General features: G+C 67.0%; 20 protein-coding genes. 5 read left to right on the top strand and 15 right to left on the bottom strand.

Going from position 1 to position 19,574, the window contains the following annotated elements:
• The first annotated feature begins 156 nt into the window (after nucleotides 1-156).
• Nucleotides 157-798 (top strand): TetR family transcriptional regulator, encoded by a 642-nt coding sequence (locus tag CKO28_RS03635; RefSeq protein WP_200339177.1) that lies wholly within the window; start codon nucleotides 157-159, stop codon nucleotides 796-798.
• Nucleotides 799-1,077: 279 nt separating this feature from the next.
• Here the strand turns inward: CKO28_RS03635 and CKO28_RS03630 are convergent, their stop codons facing one another.
• From CKO28_RS03630 to CKO28_RS03590, 9 genes are all read right to left on the bottom strand, one after another.
• Nucleotides 1,078-1,263, bottom strand: coding sequence for an MFS transporter small subunit (locus CKO28_RS03630; protein WP_200339176.1), 186 nt, complete (start codon nucleotides 1,261-1,263; stop codon nucleotides 1,078-1,080).
• A gap of 49 nt (nucleotides 1,264-1,312) precedes the next feature.
• A complete protein-coding gene (locus CKO28_RS03625; protein WP_437127609.1) occupies nucleotides 1,313-2,614 on the bottom strand; it encodes an L-lactate MFS transporter in 1,302 nt (433 codons plus the stop codon).
• A 345-nt stretch (nucleotides 2,615-2,959) separates the two neighbouring features.
• Nucleotides 2,960-3,100, bottom strand: a complete 141-nt coding sequence (locus tag CKO28_RS03620; RefSeq protein WP_200339174.1) for a hypothetical protein — start codon at nucleotides 3,098-3,100, stop codon at nucleotides 2,960-2,962.
• A gap of 142 nt (nucleotides 3,101-3,242) precedes the next feature.
• Nucleotides 3,243-4,310: a branched-chain amino acid ABC transporter permease gene (locus tag CKO28_RS03615; protein WP_200339173.1), complete on the bottom strand. Its 1,068-nt coding sequence runs from the start codon at nucleotides 4,308-4,310 to the stop codon at nucleotides 3,243-3,245.
• 87 nt (nucleotides 4,311-4,397) lie between these two features.
• Complete coding sequence (locus CKO28_RS03610; RefSeq protein ID WP_200339172.1) at nucleotides 4,398-5,300, bottom strand: branched-chain amino acid ABC transporter permease; 903 nt, start codon at nucleotides 5,298-5,300, stop codon at nucleotides 4,398-4,400.
• Entirely contained in the window at nucleotides 5,293-6,090 is a 798-nt protein-coding gene (locus CKO28_RS03605; RefSeq protein WP_200339171.1) for an ABC transporter ATP-binding protein, read from the bottom strand. Before CKO28_RS03605 ends, CKO28_RS03610 begins: the two co-directional genes overlap by 8 nt.
• Nucleotides 6,091-6,118: 28 nt before the next feature.
• On the bottom strand, nucleotides 6,119-6,943 hold the full coding sequence (locus tag CKO28_RS03600; RefSeq protein WP_200339170.1) for an ABC transporter ATP-binding protein: 825 nt from the start codon (nucleotides 6,941-6,943) through the stop codon (nucleotides 6,119-6,121).
• A 195-nt stretch (nucleotides 6,944-7,138) separates the two neighbouring features.
• Nucleotides 7,139-8,467, bottom strand: a complete 1,329-nt coding sequence (locus CKO28_RS03595) for an ABC transporter substrate-binding protein (protein WP_200339169.1) — start codon at nucleotides 8,465-8,467, stop codon at nucleotides 7,139-7,141.
• Nucleotides 8,468-9,106: 639 nt separating this feature from the next.
• The gene (locus tag CKO28_RS03590; RefSeq protein ID WP_200339168.1) at nucleotides 9,107-11,389 is read right to left on the bottom strand and encodes a mechanosensitive ion channel domain-containing protein; all 2,283 of its coding nucleotides are present in this window, start codon (nucleotides 11,387-11,389) and stop codon (nucleotides 9,107-9,109) included.
• Nucleotides 11,390-11,826: 437 nt separating this feature from the next.
• Here CKO28_RS03590 and CKO28_RS03585 point away from each other — a divergent pair, with 437 nt between their 5' ends.
• A complete protein-coding gene (locus tag CKO28_RS03585) occupies nucleotides 11,827-12,060 on the top strand; it encodes a hypothetical protein (protein WP_200339167.1) in 234 nt (77 codons plus the stop codon).
• 80 nt (nucleotides 12,061-12,140) lie between these two features.
• Here CKO28_RS03585 and CKO28_RS03580 read toward each other — a convergent pair whose 3' ends face one another.
• Nucleotides 12,141-12,359, bottom strand: coding sequence for a hypothetical protein (locus tag CKO28_RS03580; protein WP_200339166.1), 219 nt, complete (start codon nucleotides 12,357-12,359; stop codon nucleotides 12,141-12,143).
• Between the two features lie 654 nt (nucleotides 12,360-13,013).
• Here CKO28_RS03580 and CKO28_RS03575 point away from each other — a divergent pair.
• Nucleotides 13,014-13,463: a DUF488 domain-containing protein gene (locus CKO28_RS03575; RefSeq protein WP_338050045.1), complete on the top strand. Its 450-nt coding sequence runs from the start codon at nucleotides 13,014-13,016 to the stop codon at nucleotides 13,461-13,463.
• A gap of 41 nt (nucleotides 13,464-13,504) precedes the next feature.
• On the opposite strand, the gene CKO28_RS29260 is transcribed toward CKO28_RS03575, so the two are convergent.
• The 5 genes from CKO28_RS29260 to CKO28_RS03550 form a co-directional block, all read right to left on the bottom strand.
• Nucleotides 13,505-13,897, bottom strand: a complete 393-nt coding sequence (locus CKO28_RS29260) for a transposase (protein ID WP_200339165.1) — start codon at nucleotides 13,895-13,897, stop codon at nucleotides 13,505-13,507.
• A 104-nt stretch (nucleotides 13,898-14,001) separates the two neighbouring features.
• Nucleotides 14,002-14,547 carry an OsmC family protein gene (locus tag CKO28_RS03565; RefSeq protein WP_437127608.1) on the bottom strand — a complete coding sequence of 182 codons (546 nt, stop codon included), beginning with the start codon at nucleotides 14,545-14,547 and terminating at the stop codon, nucleotides 14,002-14,004.
• Between the two features lie 170 nt (nucleotides 14,548-14,717).
• Nucleotides 14,718-15,767 carry a sodium:calcium antiporter gene (locus tag CKO28_RS03560; protein ID WP_200339164.1) on the bottom strand — a complete coding sequence of 350 codons (1,050 nt, stop codon included), beginning with the start codon at nucleotides 15,765-15,767 and terminating at the stop codon, nucleotides 14,718-14,720.
• 56 nt (nucleotides 15,768-15,823) lie between these two features.
• The gene (locus tag CKO28_RS03555) at nucleotides 15,824-16,000 is read right to left on the bottom strand and encodes a hypothetical protein (protein WP_200339163.1); all 177 of its coding nucleotides are present in this window, start codon (nucleotides 15,998-16,000) and stop codon (nucleotides 15,824-15,826) included.
• Nucleotides 16,001-16,011: 11 nt separating this feature from the next.
• Entirely contained in the window at nucleotides 16,012-17,271 is a 1,260-nt protein-coding gene (locus CKO28_RS03550) for an alkaline phosphatase D family protein (protein WP_200339162.1), read from the bottom strand.
• A 437-nt stretch (nucleotides 17,272-17,708) separates the two neighbouring features.
• Between CKO28_RS03550 and CKO28_RS03545 the strand changes: the two genes are divergently transcribed.
• Together CKO28_RS03545 and CKO28_RS03540 are read left to right on the top strand one after the other, a co-directional pair.
• On the top strand, nucleotides 17,709-18,695 hold the full coding sequence (locus CKO28_RS03545) for a hypothetical protein (protein WP_200339161.1): 987 nt from the start codon (nucleotides 17,709-17,711) through the stop codon (nucleotides 18,693-18,695).
• A gap of 22 nt (nucleotides 18,696-18,717) precedes the next feature.
• The gene (locus tag CKO28_RS03540; protein WP_200339160.1) at nucleotides 18,718-19,167 is read left to right on the top strand and encodes a hypothetical protein; all 450 of its coding nucleotides are present in this window, start codon (nucleotides 18,718-18,720) and stop codon (nucleotides 19,165-19,167) included.
• Nucleotides 19,168-19,574: the final 407 nt, after the last annotated feature.

Below are 19,574 nucleotides of genomic sequence, written 5' to 3'. Positions count from 1 at the left end.
GGTTCAAAAAAGCGAGCGCGTCCGGCGCGGACGCGCTCGATGACGGGTAAAACTGACGTTGAAAATATACATACACGCCGGTATGTAAAGACCCTGACCCAAAAACCGCGATGACAGTCCCGTTACGCCCGTGCTGGGACCCAAGCCGGAGACGCCATGGCCCGGAAAACCAAGGCCGACGCCCTCGCCACCCGCGCGGCGATCCTCGACGCGGCGGAGGCGGTGATCGAACGGGAAGGCATCCCGGCGACCACGCTCAATCAGATCGGGCGCGAAGCGGGGGTCACCCGCGGAGCGATCTACTGGCACTTCAAGGACAAGGAAGACCTGCTCGACGCCATGGTGGCGCGGGCGGCCTTCCCGCTGGATGACCTGCGCGCCGCCGACGCGCGCGCGGAGACGACCGACGCCCTGGACGAGCTGCGCCAGTTCGGCGAGCAGGCCCTGATCCGCCTGGCGGAAGACCCGCACTACCGCCGCGTCTGCCGGATCCTGCTGCACGGGTGCGTGCGCCTGGGCCGGCACCATCTTTTCATCGCCGAGGAAGAGGCGGTGAAGTCGAACATACACGACGCCCTGGTCCGCCTGTTCCAGAAGGCGCGCGATCAGGGCACGCTCGATCCCGCGATCAACCCGGAACTCGCCGCCTGGAGCTTCGGCAGCTACATGCGCGGGCTGTACAGCGACTGGCTATTGGCGCCCGACCGGATCGACCTCGCCCAGAGCGCCTCCGCGATCCTGGGGACTTATCTGAACGGCGTGCGCGCCCGCGACGACGGCAACGACGCTGCGAGATAGCCACGACCCGGCCCCGGCAGCCCGCGCCCCGTCCGGCCCGGCGTCGGGACCGCCCGAACGCAAGATGCCGGAAGGCGTCGCCACCTTCCGGCATCCGGCATGCGCCACAAGACGCCGGAGCAACCTCCGCCTTGGAGGTCGCTCCGGCCTCGATGGCTTGAGCCCTGGAGCAAAAATCGATGAAGGTCGGGTCGACCTGCATCGTGAATTTTGCTCCTAACTTATTCAAGAACGGGCACGATTCAGCTGAAAGATGGGTCCACCTTTCAGCATCTTTCCCTAGAATAGGGCGAGCGACTTCTCGATCGTGTTGAAGACCCCGTAGGCGAGCGGGATCAGCACGACCGCCCAGAGCACCACCAAACGGCCCTGGGCCGAGGTGACGTGCTCCTCGCCGGCGAGCGTGGACGCTTCGCGGTCCACCGCGTCCTGGCCGGCATAGGGGTCGTCGGTGTTGCGCGCCATGGCGTACCTCCCTTCGGATTGCTGTGGCTGGACAGCCTGGCGCCGGACCTTACTCGGTCACCAGCTGCCGCTCGTCCATCAGGTGGCGTTCCTGCATCCCGCGGATGGCGAGGTTGCACAGCAGGCCCACCGCCAGCAGACCGGCCATGATGTACATGGTCAGCGAGTACGCGTCGGCCGGCGCCACACCCTGGCTGATCTGGAAGTCACGCAGGTAGTTGATGATCACCGGGCCCAGCACGCCTGCGACCGACCAGGCGGTCAGCAGCCGGCCGTGGATGGCGCCCACGTGCGCGGTGCCGAACAGATCGCGCAGGTACGCCGGCACCGTGGCGAAACCGCCGCCGTACATGGTCAGGATGACCAGGTAGCTGAGCACGAACAGCCAGATCACGCCGGCCGATGCGATGCTGGGCACGGCCGCGTACAGCACGATGCCGAGCACGAAGAATGTCGAGTAGGTGGCCTTGCGTCCGATGTAGTCGGACAGGCTCGACCACAGGAACCGGCCCAGCATGTTCGCGATACTCATCAGGCCGACGAAGCCGGCGGCCGCTTCCGCCGAAATGCCGACCATCTCCTGGCTCATCACCGAGGCCTGGCCGAGCACGCCGATGCCGGCGGTCACGTTCAGGCAGAGCACCGCCCAGACCAGCCAGAACTGCGGCGTCTTGAGCGCCTGGTCGACGTGCACGTGGCCGCTGGTCTGCATTTTCTTGGTGCTGGCCTGCTCCGGCTGATAGCCGGCGGGCTGCCACTCTGGGTGCGGGACCCGGACGATCGCGGCGCCGAAGATCATTAGGATGAAGTACAGCACGCCCATGGTGGCGAACGTCGCCGCGACACCCGCGGAGTCCGGGCCGGAATAGAAGTCCATCAGGTTCACGGCCAGCGGCGAGCCGATCATCGCGCCGCCGCCGAAGCCCATGATCGCCATGCCGGTCGCCATCCCGGGGCGGTCCGGGAACCAGCGGATCAGCGTCTTGACCGGTGAGATATAGGCAAATCCAAGGCCGATCCCGCCGAACACGCCGTACCCCAGATAGAGCAGCCAGATCGAGTGGACCCAGACGCCGAGCGCGGACACCAGGAAGCCGCCGGCCCAGGCGATGGCGGCAATCACCATGCCCTTGCGCGGACCCACGCGCTCCAGCCAGCGACCGCCGAACGCCGCGGTAACGCCGAGCACGGCGATGGCGATGCTGAAGATCCACCCCAGCGTGGTGAGCTCCCAGTCCTGCGGCGCGGACTCGGTGACGCCGATGATCCGCGTCAGCGGCTCGTTGAACACGCTGAAGGCATAGACCTGCCCGATCGATAGGTGGATCGCCAGCGCCGCCGGTGGAATCAACCAGCGATTAAAATTCTTCGGCGCAACGATACGTTCTTTGTCAAGGATACCTGCCATAAGCGTTTTCCCTGTTCCATTTAGCTTGCTTTGTCCCCGGTTCACGCGAATGCGGGCGGCGCACATGTTGCGGCCTCGGCCAAACACGGGCTGTTTGACCGCAATATTCGGTGACCGGATGATTGATCTGGTTATTCTTGCACCCGCGTCCCGGAATGACCGGACGGGGCGGTAAATTAGCACCTCCAATACCGCGATAGGGCGTGCCTATCAAGGGCAGCCGGCCGTCGGCCCCGACACGGGTTGCCGCATGACGGCCGGCGGTTTGCGGACGGGGTCGGAGGTTCGTCAGCGCCCCAGGCGGTCGGTTTCCAGCCGGTCCGTTTCCAGGCCGTTCGGCTCGAGGTTGTTCGCCGCGCCCATCGCCGCGCCGCCGGCGCACGCGGTGACCCGCGAGACGCCGTGGGCGGGCGCCTCGCCCGCTGCCATGAACGGTCCAAATGCGGGAAAGGTCCGCCCGGAAATCAACGCGCGACAGGACACCGCCCGCCGGCCCGCGCAGGCCGCTCTAATTTCCTGAAGAAACGGCAAAATTTAGCTGAACGGCGCGTTCACCGTTCAGTATCTTGGCCTAACCCGCCGGCTTGCGGAGGGCGCGGGCGTCGCCTGCGCGCTTCCGCGAGAACATGCGCTGTCTGAGGTTTGTCCAGAGTTTCGACATGCCCAGCGGCTCGTAGATCAGGAACAGGATGATCAGCGCGCCGAACACGACCTGCTCGATCGCCGACATGATCGTGGCGTCGATCATGCCGTGGAAATAGGTGTTGCCCAAGCTGTTGAGCACGACCGGGAACAGCAGGATGAACGCCGCGCCGATGAACGCGCCGTTGATCGTGCCGAGCCCGCCCAGGATGACCATGAACAGGATCTCGAACGATAGCTTGATGTCGAAGGCGACCGGCTCCAGCGACTTCAAGTAGGTGAAGGCGAACAGCGCCCCCGCGACCCCGCAGTAGAACGCGCTGATCGCGAACGCCAGCAGCTTGGTGCGCAACAGCGAAATGCCCATGCTTTCCGCCGCGATGTCCATGTCGCGCACGGCCATCCAGCTGCGCCCGACGGCGCCGCGTGTGAGGTTGATCGCCGGGATGGTCAGGACGATCACCACGACCGCGACGACCAGATACATCTCGACCGGGGAGGTGAACGGCCGGCCGAAGATCTCGATGTCCTGCGCGGTGATGATGCCGGAGGTGTCGTAGTTCTTGAACCAGCCGAACTTGTCGATCATCCAGATGATGAAGAATTGCGAGGCGAGCGTCGCGACCATCAGGTAAATCCCGCGCACGCGCAGGCTCGGCAGGCCGAACAGCACGCCGAATGCGGCCGCGATTACCCCCGACAGCAGCAGCGACCCGGCGAACGGCAGGCCCGGCACCCGCAGCTCGAGGTTGAAGCAGGCGAACGCACCGGCGGCCATGAAGCCGGCCGCGCCCAGGGCGAGTTGCCCGGTATACCCCATCACGATCTGCTGGCCGATGGCGGCGAGCGCGAGGCAGAGCCAGGGGATCAGGATCGAGGTGTACCAGTAGTCGCTGCCAACCGTGAGGGGGATCACGGCGAACGCCACGATCATCAGCACGACGAAATTGGTGACGTCGCTTCGAGCGAATGTCATGAAGATCGGCTTGTCGGACATGAGGCTTATTCCGTTGTTAGAGCAAGATGCTGAAAGATTGGGTGATCCCGCAGCCAGCTCCCGCGCTTAGATTGCGCGCTAGACGCGCTAGACGCGTCTGATGATCTTCTCGCCGAACAGCCCCTCGGGCCGGTAGAGCAGGAAGAAGATGGCGAGCACGTACGGCGCCCAGCCTTCGATCCCGCCGCCGAAGTAGGGGCCGATATAGACCTCGAGGGTCTTTTCCGTCACACCGATGATCAGGCCGCCGACAATCGCGCCCGGGATCGACGAGAAGCCGCCGATGATCAGCACCGGCAGCGCCTTGAGCGCCAGGTCGACCAGCGCGAACTGCACCCCGGCGCGCGCGCCCCACAGCATGCCCGCGACCAGGGCGACGATGCCCGCCGCCGACCAGACCGCCAGCATGATGTTCTTCAGCGGGATGCCGATCGAGGCCGCCGCGCCGGGGTCGTCCGCCACCGCGCGCAGGCCGAGCCCCATCTTGGTGTACTTGAAGAGCAGCGCCAGCGTGCCGATCAGCGCCGCCGCGACCACGCCCGCGGTCACGTCGAGGGCGCTGACGAACAGGCCGAGGTTGTCCACCAGCCAGGGGATCGGGAAGTCGCCGATACCAAGATCGAGCCGGCGCACCTCGACCCCCCAGACCGCCTGCGCCAGCCCCTCCAGCACGAAGCCGAGCCCGATCGTGGCCATCAGCATCGTGTCGTGGCTCTGGTTCATCAGCGGCTCGAGCACCAAGCGTTCGGTGCAGTAGCCGACCGCGACCATCAACAGCGCGGTGGCGACGAACGCCACGCCGAACGGCAGCCCGAGTTCCATCAGCCCCACGAACGCGAGCACGGCGAAGAACACCATCGCGCCCTGGGCGAAGTTGAAGGTCGACGAGGCCTTGTAGATCAAGACGAAGCCAAGCGCGACCAGCGAGTACATCGTGCCCGCCAGCATTCCCGCAAGCACGACCTCGAAGAAGAACAGGAACTCAGTCAATGGCCACCCCGAGATAGGCGTCGATGACGGCTTGATTGGACCGGACTTCCGCGGGCGGGCCTTCGGCGATGACCTTGCCGTAATCCAGCACCACGACGTTGTCGGAGATGTCCATCACGACGCCCATGTCGTGCTCGATCAGGACCATGGTCGTGCCAATCTCATCGTTCACTTTCAGGATGAAACGGCACATCTCGCGCTTTTCCTCGACGTTCATTCCCGCCATCGGTTCGTCGAGCAGGAGCACGTCGGCTTCGGTCGCGAGCGCCCGACCGAGCTCGACCTTCTTCTGCAACCCGTAGGGCAGCTTGGCGACCGGGGTATGGCGGATATCGCCGATCTCCAGGAACTCGACGATCTCCTCGCAGCGCGCGCGGTTTTCGCGTTCCTCGCGCCGCGCCCTGGGCAGCTGACAGGCGACCTCCAGGAAATTGGCCGCCATGTGCAGCTGCCGGCCGACCAGAATGTTGTCGAGGACTGACATCCGCTTGAACAGCGCGAGGTTCTGGAAGGTACGCGAGATGCCCTTGCGCGCGACGATGTTCGGGCTGATCCTGTCGAGCACCTGGCCCTTGAAGGCGATGCTGCCTTCCTGCGGCTTGTAGACGCCGTTGATGCAGTTCAGCAGCGAGCTCTTGCCGGCGCCGTTCGGGCCGATGATCGCCCGGATCTCGTGCGCCAGCACCTTGAACGACGTATCGGTGATCGCCTTCACCCCGCCGAACCGCAACGAGATGTTGCTGACCTCGAGGATCGGATCGCCGAGCGGATAGTTGCGCGCTTGGGTCATGGTCGGATGTCTTGTTCTGCGCCAACGCTCAGCCGTGGTGGATGGCGGCGTGGGACTGGCTCTCCTCGCGGAGAACGTCGCGGAAATTCTTGCGGCCTTCCTTCGAGATACCGAGGTAGAGCTCCATCACCTTGTCGTCCTTCAGCAGGCTCTCGGCGGCGCCGTGCAGCATGACGTTGCCGGTCTCGATGATGTAGCCGTAATCCGCGTTGCGCAGCGCGACGTTGGTGTTCTGCTCGGCCAGCAGGATGCTCACGCCTTCGTTCTGGTTGAGCTCGCGCACGATGTTGAAGATCTCGGCGACCAGCTGCGGCGCCAGGCCCATCGAAGGCTCGTCGAGCAGCAGCATCTTGGGCTTGGCCATCATCGCGCGGGCGACCGCCACCATTTGCTGCTCGCCGCCGGAGGTGTAGCCGGCCTGGCTCTTGCGCCGGTCCTTCAGCCGTTTGAAGTAGGCGTAGATGCGCGCGAGCTCGGTCTGGATGTCCGCCTTGGAGAGCTTGCGCGAATAGGCGCCGGCGATGATGTTCTCCTCGACCGTCAGGTGGCCGAAACAGCGGCGTCCCTCGAGCACCTGCACCATGCCCAGGCGAACCATGTCGCTCGGCTTCTGATCGCCGACGACGACCCCGTCATAGGTGATCGTGCCGCGTGTGACCTTGCCGCGCTCGCCCTGGAGCATGGTCGAAACCGCCTTGAGGGTCGTGCTCTTGCCGGCGCCGTTGCCGCCGAGCAGGGCCACGATCTTCCCCCGCGGCACGGTGAGCGAGACGTCGTGCAGGGCGGAGATGACGTTGTCGTAGACCACCTCGATGGACTCGACCGTCAGGATATCGTCGGCTTTTGCGTTCATGAGACCGTTTCATTGTTGGGAACCGCCCGGCGCAGGTCTCTCCCGACGCGGGTCTCCCGGCACGCCGCGGAAGTGGTCGTGAGCGCCGCCGGGATCAGGCTCAAAGAGAGCCGCCGGTCGGGGACGGCCGGATCGGCCGGGGCCGGCGCCTCTTCGGCGCCGGCCCCGGTGACCCGTTAGCCCCAAGGGCTCAGCCTACGGGCAGGTCCGCGGGGTAAGGTTGTTTTCCGCCGCGTACTTGGCCGCCGACTCGGTGATCAGTTGCCGGATGTAGTCGGGATCCAACGGTTCCTGCCAATCCCCAACCCGGACGAACTTGTCGCCGTTCCACTGCATGACCGCGAATTTGCCGGCGCCGCCGTGCTCCTCGCAGGACATCTGGAAGGGCGCCACCATGCCGCCGATACCGATCTCCTGGAGCCGCGCTTCGGTCATGTTGAGCGCTTCGTAACCGTCGCGGAACTCCGCCCCGGTCACCGGTTGGCCGACCTTGCCGTGCATTTCCTGGGCGTTGCGCAGCGCCTCGACCCACATCACGGCCGCGCCCAGGCCGCGGTTCCAGTAGACCGACCCAATCCGGCTCTCGTCGGCCAGGTTGCCCTGCCCCGCGCCGTAGACCTGCTCCTGGATCGCCTTTACCAGCGGGTAGTCCCGACCCGGCAGGGCGTTCGCCATGGCGTAGGTGCCGACGGCGCTGTCGCCGGCCGGGTACATGTCCTCCTCGGCGGCGCCGAAGGTGACATAGATCAGCCGGTCGCGCGGGAAGCCGATGCGCGCGGCGTTGGTCATGCCGGTCGAGTTCATGCCCGATCCAGCGCCCCAGAAGGTCACCCAGTCGGGCCGTTCGCGGCGCACCTGCAGCCACTGCGACTGCTGCTCCAGCCCGGGCGGCGGCACCGCGATCTCGACGACTTCGACGCCCCATGCCTCGGCGATGCCGCGCATCGCGGGCAGCGGCTCGCGGCCGTACGCGCTGTCGATGTGCATGTGCACGATCTTCTTGCCGCGCATATTCTCGACGCCGCCTTCCTGCTCGGCCATGAACCGCATCTTGACCGCGATCTGCGACCAGTAGTGGCCGGCGGCGTTGAACACCCACGGCCAAACCGTGCCGTCGGCGGCATCCGTGCGGCCGTAGCCGTACTGCGCGAGCACGACCTGGTCGTCGCGCATCCGGTTGATGACCGCATAGGCGCCCGGCGTGCCCAGGGTGTCGAACACGACGATCTTCTGGCCGTCGCTTTGCAGCAGGCGCTGGTAGCACTCGACCGTCTTCACGGCGTTGTACTCGGTCTCGCACTCCTGCCAGGTCAGCATGACGCCGTTCACGCCACCGTTCATGTTGACGTAGTTCAGGTAATCGATCTGCGCGCCGTAGTAGCCGGTACCCATGGCGGAGTACGGGCCGACGCGGCTGCTCGCGATGGGGAAATACTGCGTTTCCTGGGCGACCACCGGTTCGGGCAGCGCCAACGCGGCCGCGATGGTGGAGGCCACCATCGCCCCGCGCAACGTCCGTTGCATGATCACGTTCTGTTCTCCTCCCGGTCAGCTTCAAGTTGCTTTCGATCGCCGCAACGCACGTCAGCGCGCGCTCAAGATCCAGCAATCTTCAATGATTAAGCCCGGCACGCCTTCCGTCGTTTCGACTTGTTCCGGCCTTGGGCACCAAGCGGGCGGCACACCTCTCGCGTTGACCCCGAATTATTCGCGTGGCTCTCCGACCAGACCCGTCCGATTGCGCCGCGCGAAGTTAATCAATCCCGATGACGACGAAAGCAAATGGGCTTTCCGCCCTCTTTGCACACCCGCCACGTTCTCCCAATCCCTTATTACTGGCCATTTCTTCGTATTTAATGGCCTTGTCGTCGCGTAGCGACGGCGATTCAGCGCAACTCCGCGAACATTTGTACATCGTGTCGCAAGCTGGCGTGCTTGGCAAGCGGAGACTTCGGACTCACCATTTGGCGGGTGGACACCGCGGGTCATCCGACGCACGAAGGATCGGCGCAGGCCCGATCCGGACGGGCCGGCTGGCTCACGGACCGACAGCCTCACGGAACCGCCACCGGCCCCATCGCGGCCTGCCAGCTGCCGTTGGTCGCCCGACCGGCCGGTGGGCCGCGGCTCAGCCCGCCGACCGACCGGTCCGGTAGATACCGGTCAACTCTCCGACATGCTGGCGGCCGGCAGCGATCCGCCGGGAGCGGCCTTATGGTCGCTGTCGACGCGCAGCGCCGGCGCGTGGCCTTGTTTGTCCTCGCCCCAATAAATGGTCCGGTGCGGGAACGGGATCTCGATGCCGCGCCGGTCGAACACCCGCTTGACGACCTCGTTGTAGGCGCGGCCGACCGCCCACTGCATGCCCGGCAGGGTCTTGATCCGGGCGCGCACGGTCACCGCGGAGTCCGCGAACTCGGTGACCCCCTGCATCTCGATGTCGTCCAGGATGTTGGCGCCGTGCTCCCCGGCGCGCAGGTCGTCGAACGCGTCCCGCATGGCCTGCTTCACCTCGTCGACATCCTCGCGGTAGGCCACGCCGATCGCGGCGACGTGGTAGGCGAAGCCGCGCATGAAGTTCGACACCGTGTCGACCGCGCTGAACGGCACGATGTGGTAGGTCCCGGACAGATCCCGAAGCCCGACCGAACGGACCGTCAGCTTCTCCACCACGCCCGTGGTTCCGGCGACCGTGACGACGTCGCCCTCGTTGATCGCGTTCTCGAACTGGATGAAGGCGCCGGTGATCACGTCCTGCACCATCTTCTGAGCGCCGAAACCGATCGCAAGGCCGAGCACGCCGGCACCGGCAAGCAGCGGGCCAATGTTCACGCCAATCTCGGACAGGGCCAGCATCAGCGCGATCGCGATCAGCAGCACCGTCATGGCGTTGCGCAGGAGCTGCAGCAGCGTGCGCTCGCGCGCCCCCGCGGCCCGACCGACGTTCGGGTTGAGGCGGTATTCCACCCAGGACGACATCCCCAGCCACAACAGCCAGGCGACGAACAGGATGGCCGCCGCCGACGCCAGCGCGGCGACGAACGTTTGACCGCCCTCGCTGGCGAGCCAGCCGCCCAGATCGGCGACGTCCCAGGCGTCCAGCACCGCGCCGACCACGAACAGAAAGACGATCAGCCGGACGGCGCGCAGGACGTTGGGCACGAACGCGTTCAGACGCCCTTCCAAGAGCGGCAGCCGTTCGCGCATCTCGTCAGGCACGTGCAGGCCGCCGGCGATCGCCCGCGAGATCGCCGAAACCACCAGGAAGCCGATCAGGACGGCGCCGATCGTCTTGCCGGTCGCCATCAGCATGTAGGTCATCGCATCGCCCGGGCGCGACACCCAGACCACGAATAGGGCGAGGACATAGGCGAGCGCGGCGATGTGCCAGACCCGTCCGATCTGGGCGGCGACGCGCGCGGTCATGTCGCCGCGTTCGGTCGCGTGACGCCTCAACCCGTCGCGCACCGGCCGGCGGTTCTGAAGGATCACCAGGATCGCCATCACCAGGCCGGTCAGCGCGATCAGGACCTGCAGGCTGCGGCCGGTGGTGAAGCCCAGGTTGGCGTTGACCACCGGCACGACGACGAGACTGCCGTAGCCGAGCAGGCTGACGATCCGCGACAGCCAGCTGTACCAGTAGGCCGCGTTGAGGTCGGAGAACGGCAGGATCCGCAGGTCGGCGTAGCGCGGCGCGAACACCGCGCGGAGAACCACCTTGATCAGCTCGATAATCAGGAAGGCGTTCAGGTACAGCGTCTGAACGATATCCATCCGGCCGGCCGTGCCCAGCACGCCAAGCGCGATGGCGTAGCCGACGCCCCAGGCGATCAGGATCATGACCGCGTCGAGCACGGTGCTGCCCGCGAGCAGCGCGAGCGAGCCGAGCAGGCCGGCGCGCCCGGCACTCCGCCCAAGGCGGGCGTAGACGACACGGGTGGCTGCGTTCAACAGCCGAAACACCGCGACGGTGACGGCGACCACGATCGCGAGCTGCAGGACCGTCTGGCCCAGGGCACCCCAGTCGATCTGCCGGCCGTCGCCGATCGCCGCAAGACCCCGCAGATCGGACAGCACGCGCACCGCGAACGCGGCCGCGCCCTCCCCGGCGTCGCGCGTGAACTCCGCGATCTGGCGCGGCAGCGAGCGCCGGGCCGGCTCCACCGCGGGGGCGGCCGGCTGTTCGGCGACCGCGGGGGCGCCAGCGGCTTGGCCGCCGGTCGGCTGGGCCGCGATCGCGTTCAGCTTCTCGACCAGCGCCTGGCGGCTCTCCGCGTTCTCCAGCAGGCGCGCCAGCGATTTGGCTTCCCCCGGCGTCAGCGTTTGAGCCGGTTCGCCCGTCGTGCCCGGCGACGGTGCCTGCGCCAGCACGGACCCGCCTCCCAGTGCGTGGAGGGCGGCCACCAGCAGCAGACAGGAAACCAGGCGAGCCAAGCAGCGAGGCATGAACGACAACTCCGTTGATCCCAAAGACGGCCGACCGACGCGCACAGTCCGCGGCGCGGGGCGCAACGGAAACCAGCATTGTGGCCGTGATTCCAGGTGCCGGGGCGTACGATTATTTCGACGCGATAGCAAGGCTTTGCCGACAGTGTTCCGACGTCTTCGCGCGGGGCTCGCCCGGAAGCGGTACGCCGGCCGCGACCGCACCCGATCGACGATCCGGTCGGTCTCGGTGCCATCGCCCCTGGCGTACGCGCGCCCGCGGCCAGCGGGCGCGTTCATCGCATCGGGGTTACCGCGTTCGACGCCCCGCTCCGCCTGCTCGCGTGTGCCATATCATCTCGCTCCACCGTTCTGAAGAAAGGCCGGAGACAGCTGATAAGGTGACCCCACCTTTCAGCATCTTGCCCGAGCCGCCGGTCATGGACCGGGTCCCCGACATGGACGACCAGACATTGTTTGTCCTGCTGGTCGGCTTCGCCGCGCAACTGATCGACGGCGCCGTCGGCGTGGCCTACGGCACCTTTTCGATAGCGGCGCTGCTGGCCATCGGGACGCCGGCGCCGCTGGGTGCCTGGATGGCCCACCGGATCCCCGCCCGCGTCATGATGCTCCTGGTCGGCCTGGCGATCTGCGCCCTGGGGCTCGCGGGTCTGGGGCAAATGCTGGCGTAACACGCGCGCGGCCCCAGAGCGCACGCACAGACGAGCCGAATGACGCCAACATCCCACGCGCCATCCGCGCGGGCGGGCGTTCAGAACAGCCCGAACCAGACGCCGATACCATGCACGGCGCCGATCGGCGGGATCACGATGCCGATCACCAGCAGCACGGCATAGCCCACCGTGGTGGCCAGATCGGTGCTGCTGGTCAGCACCTGGATGGCCACGATCAGGTGCGTGATCCAGCCGGCGACGGCGACGCCAAGACCGCCGATGACGGCCGCGGCAGCCCCCAGCGACAGACGCTTCAACCATTGCACGGGGTCGCGGCGCGCCCCGGACCCGGGGTCGTTGGCGGGTGGACGCTTTGACATCAGGACAGTCTCCGGTAGCCGTGCCGCGGATGATCGTAACACCAACCTATCGGCGCCGTGATGCGCGCGGAAGGATATCGGTGTCTCGGAGAGCTCGCCGCCGCGTACCGGCCAACCCGCGTCGGCCGGTCGATCCGTGCGCGGCCGCGGGGGTCGAGTGCTGGGACCTGGTCCGGTGCGGCCAGCCGCCGTCGCCAGCGTGACGGAATGTCAAACTCCCTGCACATTTGCATGTTCATCTACAAATGCCGGGGTAGGTCCGAACCGGACACGTGTCCCCCTAAGTCCGTCGTCCAGCAGCCCCGGCACTCACCTCTGCCCCCTCGGGGATCGATCGGGATCCCCAGCCCGGCCGGGACAACACCCCTTGCCCGGCCGGGCACGCTCCGAAGCCTCCCAGGCAAAACTGCCCCACCGGCGGCCGTCCACCGGTGGGGCCTTGTTTTCGCCTGAAGCCAGGGCCGGCGCCCAAGGCTCAGGCGCCGCGCGGGCAGATGCCGGGAGCGCCTGGGCAGTAACACGCTGTGTTTGGTGTCGCGGCGTCGCGTACGCATGATCGACCCTGCCGCCGGACTTCACTGGAGCGCCCCGATGCAACACGACCAAGGCGACGACCCGCTCGGCGCGCCGAGCTCCCCACCCTGTGCGGCGCACGAAGCCGACCCAGGGTACATGTGGGCCGGTCCCGACGTACGCCTCAAACGCGTCTACGACACGGCCGAGCCGGGCGACGGGAATCGTATCCTGGTCGACCGGGTCTGGCCGCGCGGCCTGCGCAAGGCCGACGCGGCGATCGACCTCTGGCTTAAGGACGCGGCCCCGAGTTCGGAGCTGCGCCGCTGGTTCGCCCACGATCCCGACAAATGGCCCGAGTTCCGCCGCCGCTACCGTGCCGAACTGGCCGGGCGCGCCGACGCCTTGGCGCCCCTGGAACAGGCGGCGCGGCAGGGCCGTGTGACGCTGCTGTTCGCCGCCCGGGACCGGGACCGCAACAACGCGGTGGTGCTGCGCGATTGGCTGCTGGAACGCCGGAAGCCGTAGTGTTGGCTGACGATGCGCGCTCAACGGCCTGGCCTGTACCCCTAACCTTCCAAAAGCCGAAAATCTTGGTGGGTTATAATGCGGAAGTTATCGGACACCTGTTCGCGGAATGCTTTCCGTTCTCTTGGAATGATTTCCCGGAAGAACGCCAGGATGGCGTCGGGGAATTGTTTCCGGGTGGGGTAATGACGATTGGGCGTCGCGCGCTCATGCAAGACCGCCCATGATCGCTCGATCGGGTTTAGGTACGTGCAATAGGGTGGGAACTGGATCAGGTGGACGCGACACTCGGGGCGCGCCAGGAATGCCCTGACATCCGGCCCTTTGTGGTAGGCCGCACGGCCGGGCCCCGGTCGCTTGTCGAGGTGACGGTTACCGGCATCTCCATGACCGCTGGTAGCAGCGCGTAGACCCGGCCCAAACGTTCCCGGCAAGTTCGGGGTCGTGGACCCGCTCCAGCCGCGCCGTTCAGACCCTCGCGAGCCGCGCTCCGACAGGGCCGGCCCGACGCGGCCGGGGCCGCGGGGACGGGCGTCATTCAGGCGGCATCAACGTCGAGCGTGATCTCGACGCCAGTCAGGGCGCGGGACACCGGACAGAAGTTCTTCGCATCCTCGGCGATCCGCTTGAATTCGCCGGCGTCCAAGCCCTCGACCTTGCCGCTGACCTTCAACGCGACCCGGGTAATCGTCGGCTTGCCGTCCACCTCGGCCAGGGTCACATCGGCCCGCGCGTCGAGCTGGCTGGGGTCATAGCCCTCCTCGCCGAGGACCGCCGAAAACGCCATCGCGTAGCACCCTGCGTGCGCCGCGGCGATAAGTTCCTCCGGGTTGGTCCCGGACGCGTCTTCGAACCGCGTCGGGAACGAATAGGCCGCGTCGAGAACACCGGATTGGGTCGCGACCGTCCCCTTCCCGTTCTTCAGGCTCCCGGACCACTGAGCTTTTGCGTTGCGTGTCGGCATGTCTGTGACCTCCCGATCTCCACTGGCTGCCGTGCGGCCGCAACGCTCGTTGCCGGAACGGCGTTCGCCTGCCCCTCCCGCGAACGCTGCGGCATCGTCCGCGGCATGCGCGACATCCACGTCATAAGATGCATTCGCTATACCACTTAAAAAGTGTGCGGCATGCGTCTCGACGGGTCAACCGCAAGCGGATCACGGCACAGTTCAAGGCGTTAACCGGGCTAGGTCACGCACTGCGCCGCGGACGCGAGGGCGATCGGGCGATCACCGCCGTCGGAGCCGAAGGGGCCTCAGTGGGCCGGACTGGCCCCGCTTGGCGGCAGCGCCGGAACCACGTCGACCAACCCGAAGGTCTCGGCCCCGATCCAGATCACAAACACGCCGTACACCACCAGCAACGCCACCGACTCGACCCGGCTCAGCACCATCTTGGTCCGTATGAGCAGGAACAGCATGATCGTGGCGGCGGTCAGCACGGCCATCATCGGCGCGGCGACGGCAAAGTCGATCGCCGCGGCACCGGCGATCAACACACCCGCCGGGATGCAGACCAGCAGATCGAAGACGTTGCTGCCCAGGACGTTGGCGATGCTGGTGATGCCGCGGCCGGCCCGCGCGGCGCGCACCGAGACGAACGCGTCCGGCACGGACGTGCCGGCGGCGACCACGGTGATCCCCCACAGAAAGCTCGGGGTGTTGAAGATGTCCCCGAAATTGATCGCGGCGCGCACAAGCGCCTCCACGCCCACCACGATCAACAGCAGCGAGGCCGCCAGCCGGAGCCACTCGCGCCGCGGCCGGATGTCGCGCGGGTCGACCTCCGCCGTGTGCTCCAGCGTGTCCTGGTATTGCACGAAGATGTAGAGGCCATACAGCACCACCGGAATGACGGCGAGCCCGCGGGTGATCTCGCCGCTCAGCGCGCGTCCGTCCCCCGGGACGGGGTTGTAGATCACCGCGAAGGCGAAGGTCAGGGTCAGCACCGCGACCGCGATCATGTAGAACTGGGCTTCCTTGTAGACCAGATCGCGGTTCGCCTGCAGCTGTTCCCGCCCGCTCAAGCCCGCCAGACCGGGGATCACGAGGATGTTGAACAGGGCCGAGCCGACGATCGCGGCGACCCCGAGTTCGAACTCGCCGTGGACGAGCGAGGAGATCACCGTGGTCGAGAGTTCCGGAAAGCTGGAGCCCACCGCCACCACGATCGCGCCCTGCACGATGTCCGGCAGCCGGTAGTACGCGGCGAGCCGCTCGCTCGCGGTTTCCAGCACGCCGCTACCGCGCCAGACCACGGCGGTTCCGGCAAGGGCGACCGCCGCCCAGAGAACAATCTCGCCCATCGCCTGCTCAGCCGTCCTTCACGTGATCGTGCACCGCGGGGTCCGCGGGCCCCCGCTCAGTCCACCGGCAGCGCCGCCGTGGCGCCGTCGCCCTCCAACTCCCACCACGCCCGCCACGCCCCGGCGCGGCGTTCCAGAACCAGGTAGTTGCGTTGCGGCGTATAGATCAACGGCTGACCGGGCAAGGGGTGGAGCCGGATCGGCTGATCCGGCACCGGGGACTCGCCGAGCATGGCGAGTGCGCTCAGGATTCGGGCGTAGGTCTTGGGTGGGGCGGATGCGCGATACCGGAGGCGACCAGTTGATGCAGCGGCCCGTTCGGCGTGGCCAGGGTGCCCCGGGTCGCCAGATGGATCTCGCCGGACAGGACGGTGACGCGGGAGTCGCGCGGTCCGTGCCGGTCCGCGAGCGCGCCCAGGAAGCGGCGCCATTCCGCCCGGTGCGCGCGGCTTTGCCATTGGTCGCGCAGATCGTCCTCGTACTTCTGGGCCCCGGGCGCCAGACGCATCGCGGCCTCGACCCACGACAGCCGCGGGCCGAGCGCCGGGACGCTCGACAACAGCAGGATGCGGCCATTCCCGCAGGTATCAAGCGCGTGCCGCAGCGCCGACCAGCCGCGGTCGCCCATCACCCGGTCGGGACGGCGTTCGGAGCGCAGGTCCGGGGCCACGATGTCGACCCCCGGCAGCCGGGCGTGCCAGGTCAGGCTTTCGCCCGTCGGATCCAGGCCGGTCGCGGGCGTGTCGCGCGGACCGGCCCCGAGCTGGAACAGCCGGAACTGCTCGCGAGCCGCGTCGAACACCGCGCGGCCGACGGGTGCGTCGAGTTTGGCCGCGCCGTGCGACCCCCAACCGTCGCAGATGTCGTGGTCGTCCCACATCGCGAGCGAGGGCACGCGGGCGAGCAGCCACGCGATCTCCGGCTGGGCGTAGAGTTCCAGATAGCGTGCGAACAGCCCCTGCGCGAGCGCGTCGCGCACGGCCACGGGATCGCGTTCCACCATCGGCGGGTGGCGGTTCGCCCGTGCCCAGGCCCGCACGTCGGGATCCTGCGCGACCAGCTCGTCCGCGTACAGCTGGTCACCGCCATGCAGCAGCAGGTGAAACGGCGCCTGGCGATGCTGGGTCGCCATGCGCGCCCACAACGCATCGCGCGCGGCCTGCGGGCGGTCGCGGTCGCCGTGTTCTTGCCCGTTGCACGAGACATAGGCGATCCGCAAATCTTCGCGGCCATCCGCCGCGACCGGATAGTCGGCGCCGTCGAACCGGTAGGCCGCGTCGGCGCGTGCTGGAAGATCGAAGTCGTAGAGCCAGGCGCGACAGCCCATCCGGTCGAGCGCGCACCGGGCCACCACGGGTCCCTCGGGCCCGCTCAGGGCCGGCGCGGACTGGGCTTCCGGACGGACCGCCAGGGCGGTCAGGCGCAAGCGCGCGCCGTCGTGACCGCGGTGGAAAAGGATCGGGCCGACGGTCTCGACGTCTGGGTTGGCGGATGACGCGATCAAACAGGCAGCGGCTCCATAACGGTCGGCCGGGCGGGGCTGAGGCCGCTCACATTTCCGGCGCGACCTTGGCCGCCTGCGGGACGCCGGAAGCAAGCGGGGAGCGTGTACCTTGCCGTTGTGCAGCTTGAAGGCCACACGACATCGACGTTTCCACCCATGTTCTTTTTCGAGACGCCCGGGTGCGCGCCGCAGCCATCGCATTCGCTCGCGGGCTCTCGGTCCACGTGGGGCCCTTCACAGCGGGATAAAACCATATGCGGCATCCGGTGACCCGCGAACTGTCTTGTTGGTGTCCTCCTCAGGGCCCAAGCGCGCCCCGGACACCCTCGACCAGGGTTGAAGAGGACCGCCGGACAGGCAGAGATCTGAGGAACGAAGAGCTTGACGCGCCGACAAAAGTTCGAGACCGAGGCGTAAACAATGGAGGGCAAATCGCCATGAGCCTCGCGCGCCAGCGCCTGGACCGCTACGATGCAGAGACGCAGACCTACACCCTCGCGATCGTGACCGACGAAGACCAGGACGCCCTGACGACCCTGGAAGACGGTCAGCAGGCCTGGCAGTCGCGGCTGCGCTACGATCGGGCGCACCGACGCGTCGACACAGATGGCAGCGTCTCCTACAGCTTCGAAGATTTGTCCTCTGAACCCGGTGGCGAAAACCAGCTGATCTCGACGATCGCCGAAGCCGGACGTGGCGCTGAGTTTTCCGAGCTGGTGATGTTCGGCAAGCGCCTGGTCGCGTTCGACGACCGTACGGGCTTGGTTTGCGAAGTGCGGGAAGGTTACGAACTGATCCCCCGCACCATTCTGATAACGGGCCCGGGCGACACGGTGTTCAAGGGCTTCAAGGCTGAATGGGCGACGCTTTACGGCGACGAGCTGATCGTGGGCTCCCACGGCAAAGTGGGCGCGCAGCCGGACGGCAGCCTCGCGACCGGTCACGAGGAGTGGGTCAAACGCATTCAGCCGAACAGCTACCAAGTCGTCAGTCAGGACTGGTCGCATGCCTATCGGGCGATGCGGGACGCGCTCGGTGTCGATCCCGCCCGCGGGTACGTGATCCATGAGGCCGCCGAGTGGCATCCTTCCTATCAGCGCTGGGTGTTCTTCCCGCGCAAGATCTCTTTTGAGCCGTTCGACGAAAAACGTGACGAGAGCACGTGTGGCGGCAACAAAATGCTCGTCGCGACCGCCGATTTCGATGACGTGCAGGTCGTCGACGTAGGTTCGCCGACCCCGGAACGTGGCGTGTCCTCGCTGAAGATCGTGCCGGGGCATCCCGACGAGTTCATCGCCACCAAATCCGTCGAAATCGGCGATCGGACGGAAACCTACCTGTTCGCCTTTGATTGGCGGGGCAACCTCCTCTCGCCGGAAACCAAGATCGGCGACTATAAATGTGAGGGCGTCGAAATCCTCTAACCGGGCGCCCCAGCGAGGGCCCGTGGCGCCCGCCGTCGCCGTCGAATCCAAGGCTCGTCTCTGGGCGCGTCGACAGGTGTCGTACCGCGACATTCATACCGACCGGCGGCCACACCGACCGGCGGCAACACCGACCGGCGGCCGGGCGCGCGAAGGCGTCGCGCGCTCCCTGGAGACGCGCGACAGACCGCTCCGCGCGGTGTCGAAGGTCGACGTCGAACCCGGCATTTACGGCAGGCCGCCGCGCATCGTGGCGCCCCGCTCAGGCGTCATCGGCGGGCTGCTCGCCGGCGAACCGGGCAGCAAGCTCGCCGCCCCGTGGACCGATCCACATGTCGTAGATCGCCGTGCGATCGTTCTGACAAGCCCCCACGCCAACCCGACGGTCCTGCCCGAATTGAAACTGGCACCGCAGCCTTCGCCCGTTTTCACGGATAAGCAGCGCGTTGCCACTGCCCGAAGGATCTTCTAGCCCGTGCGCCCCGAACACGTGCGGCCGCGCATCCCACCGGGCGATCAGGGCCGCCTTCTTGCCGGTCACGTAGTACCACGGTGTTCCGTCGGTGGGCCTGGATCCGGCCAACCGCACGACGCCTGGATCCGACAAGCTGCCTGTCATCTTCCCCGTCATGACCTGACCGGTCGCACGTCCTCGCAGCGCGATCGGCCGAGGCCCGGCGAAAGGGTTAACAGCACATCCGGCGACAGAGCCGGCCAACAGAACCGGCACGGCACGCAGCCAGATCGTGTTCCATCCCTTGCCAGCGAGCCGCCTGCCGAACACCACGCGAGACCTCCAAATCCTGTTGCCATTCCGTTAAGCCAGTACCGACGCCGGAGCCGCTTCGACGTTGCTCGTCGAACACCCTGGCCGCGCCC

It is taken from the genome of Rhodovibrio sodomensis (assembly GCF_016583645.1).
In the GTDB taxonomy this organism is placed as follows: domain Bacteria; phylum Pseudomonadota; class Alphaproteobacteria; order Kiloniellales; family Rhodovibrionaceae; genus Rhodovibrio; species Rhodovibrio sodomensis.
The sequence above is the reverse complement of the archived record's forward strand: the minus strand, read 5'-3'. Positions and strand labels throughout refer to the sequence as shown.

Coding starts and splice junctions, on each gene's coding strand:
- CKO28_RS03630 (WP_200339176.1), bottom strand. CDS start 1,263: ATGGCGCGCAACACCGACGACCCCTATGCCGGCCAGGACGCGGTGGAC.
- CKO28_RS03545 (WP_200339161.1), top strand. CDS start 17,709: ATGAGCCTCGCGCGCCAGCGCCTGGACCGCTACGATGCAGAGACGCAG.
- CKO28_RS03635 (WP_200339177.1), top strand. CDS start 157: ATGGCCCGGAAAACCAAGGCCGACGCCCTCGCCACCCGCGCGGCGATC.
- CKO28_RS03555 (WP_200339163.1), bottom strand. CDS start 16,000: ATGCTCGGCGAGTCCCCGGTGCCGGATCAGCCGATCCGGCTCCACCCC.
- CKO28_RS03615 (WP_200339173.1), bottom strand. CDS start 4,310: ATGTCCGACAAGCCGATCTTCATGACATTCGCTCGAAGCGACGTCACC.
- CKO28_RS03575 (WP_338050045.1), top strand. CDS start 13,014: ATGCAACACGACCAAGGCGACGACCCGCTCGGCGCGCCGAGCTCCCCA.
- CKO28_RS03590 (WP_200339168.1), bottom strand. CDS start 11,389: ATGCCTCGCTGCTTGGCTCGCCTGGTTTCCTGTCTGCTGCTGGTGGCC.
- CKO28_RS03600 (WP_200339170.1), bottom strand. CDS start 6,943: ATGAACGCAAAAGCCGACGATATCCTGACGGTCGAGTCCATCGAGGTG.
- CKO28_RS03560 (WP_200339164.1), bottom strand. CDS start 15,767: ATGGGCGAGATTGTTCTCTGGGCGGCGGTCGCCCTTGCCGGAACCGCC.
- CKO28_RS03585 (WP_200339167.1), top strand. CDS start 11,827: ATGGACGACCAGACATTGTTTGTCCTGCTGGTCGGCTTCGCCGCGCAA.
- CKO28_RS03605 (WP_200339171.1), bottom strand. CDS start 6,090: ATGACCCAAGCGCGCAACTATCCGCTCGGCGATCCGATCCTCGAGGTC.
- CKO28_RS03595 (WP_200339169.1), bottom strand. CDS start 8,467: ATGCAACGGACGTTGCGCGGGGCGATGGTGGCCTCCACCATCGCGGCC.
- CKO28_RS03620 (WP_200339174.1), bottom strand. CDS start 3,100: ATGGCAGCGGGCGAGGCGCCCGCCCACGGCGTCTCGCGGGTCACCGCG.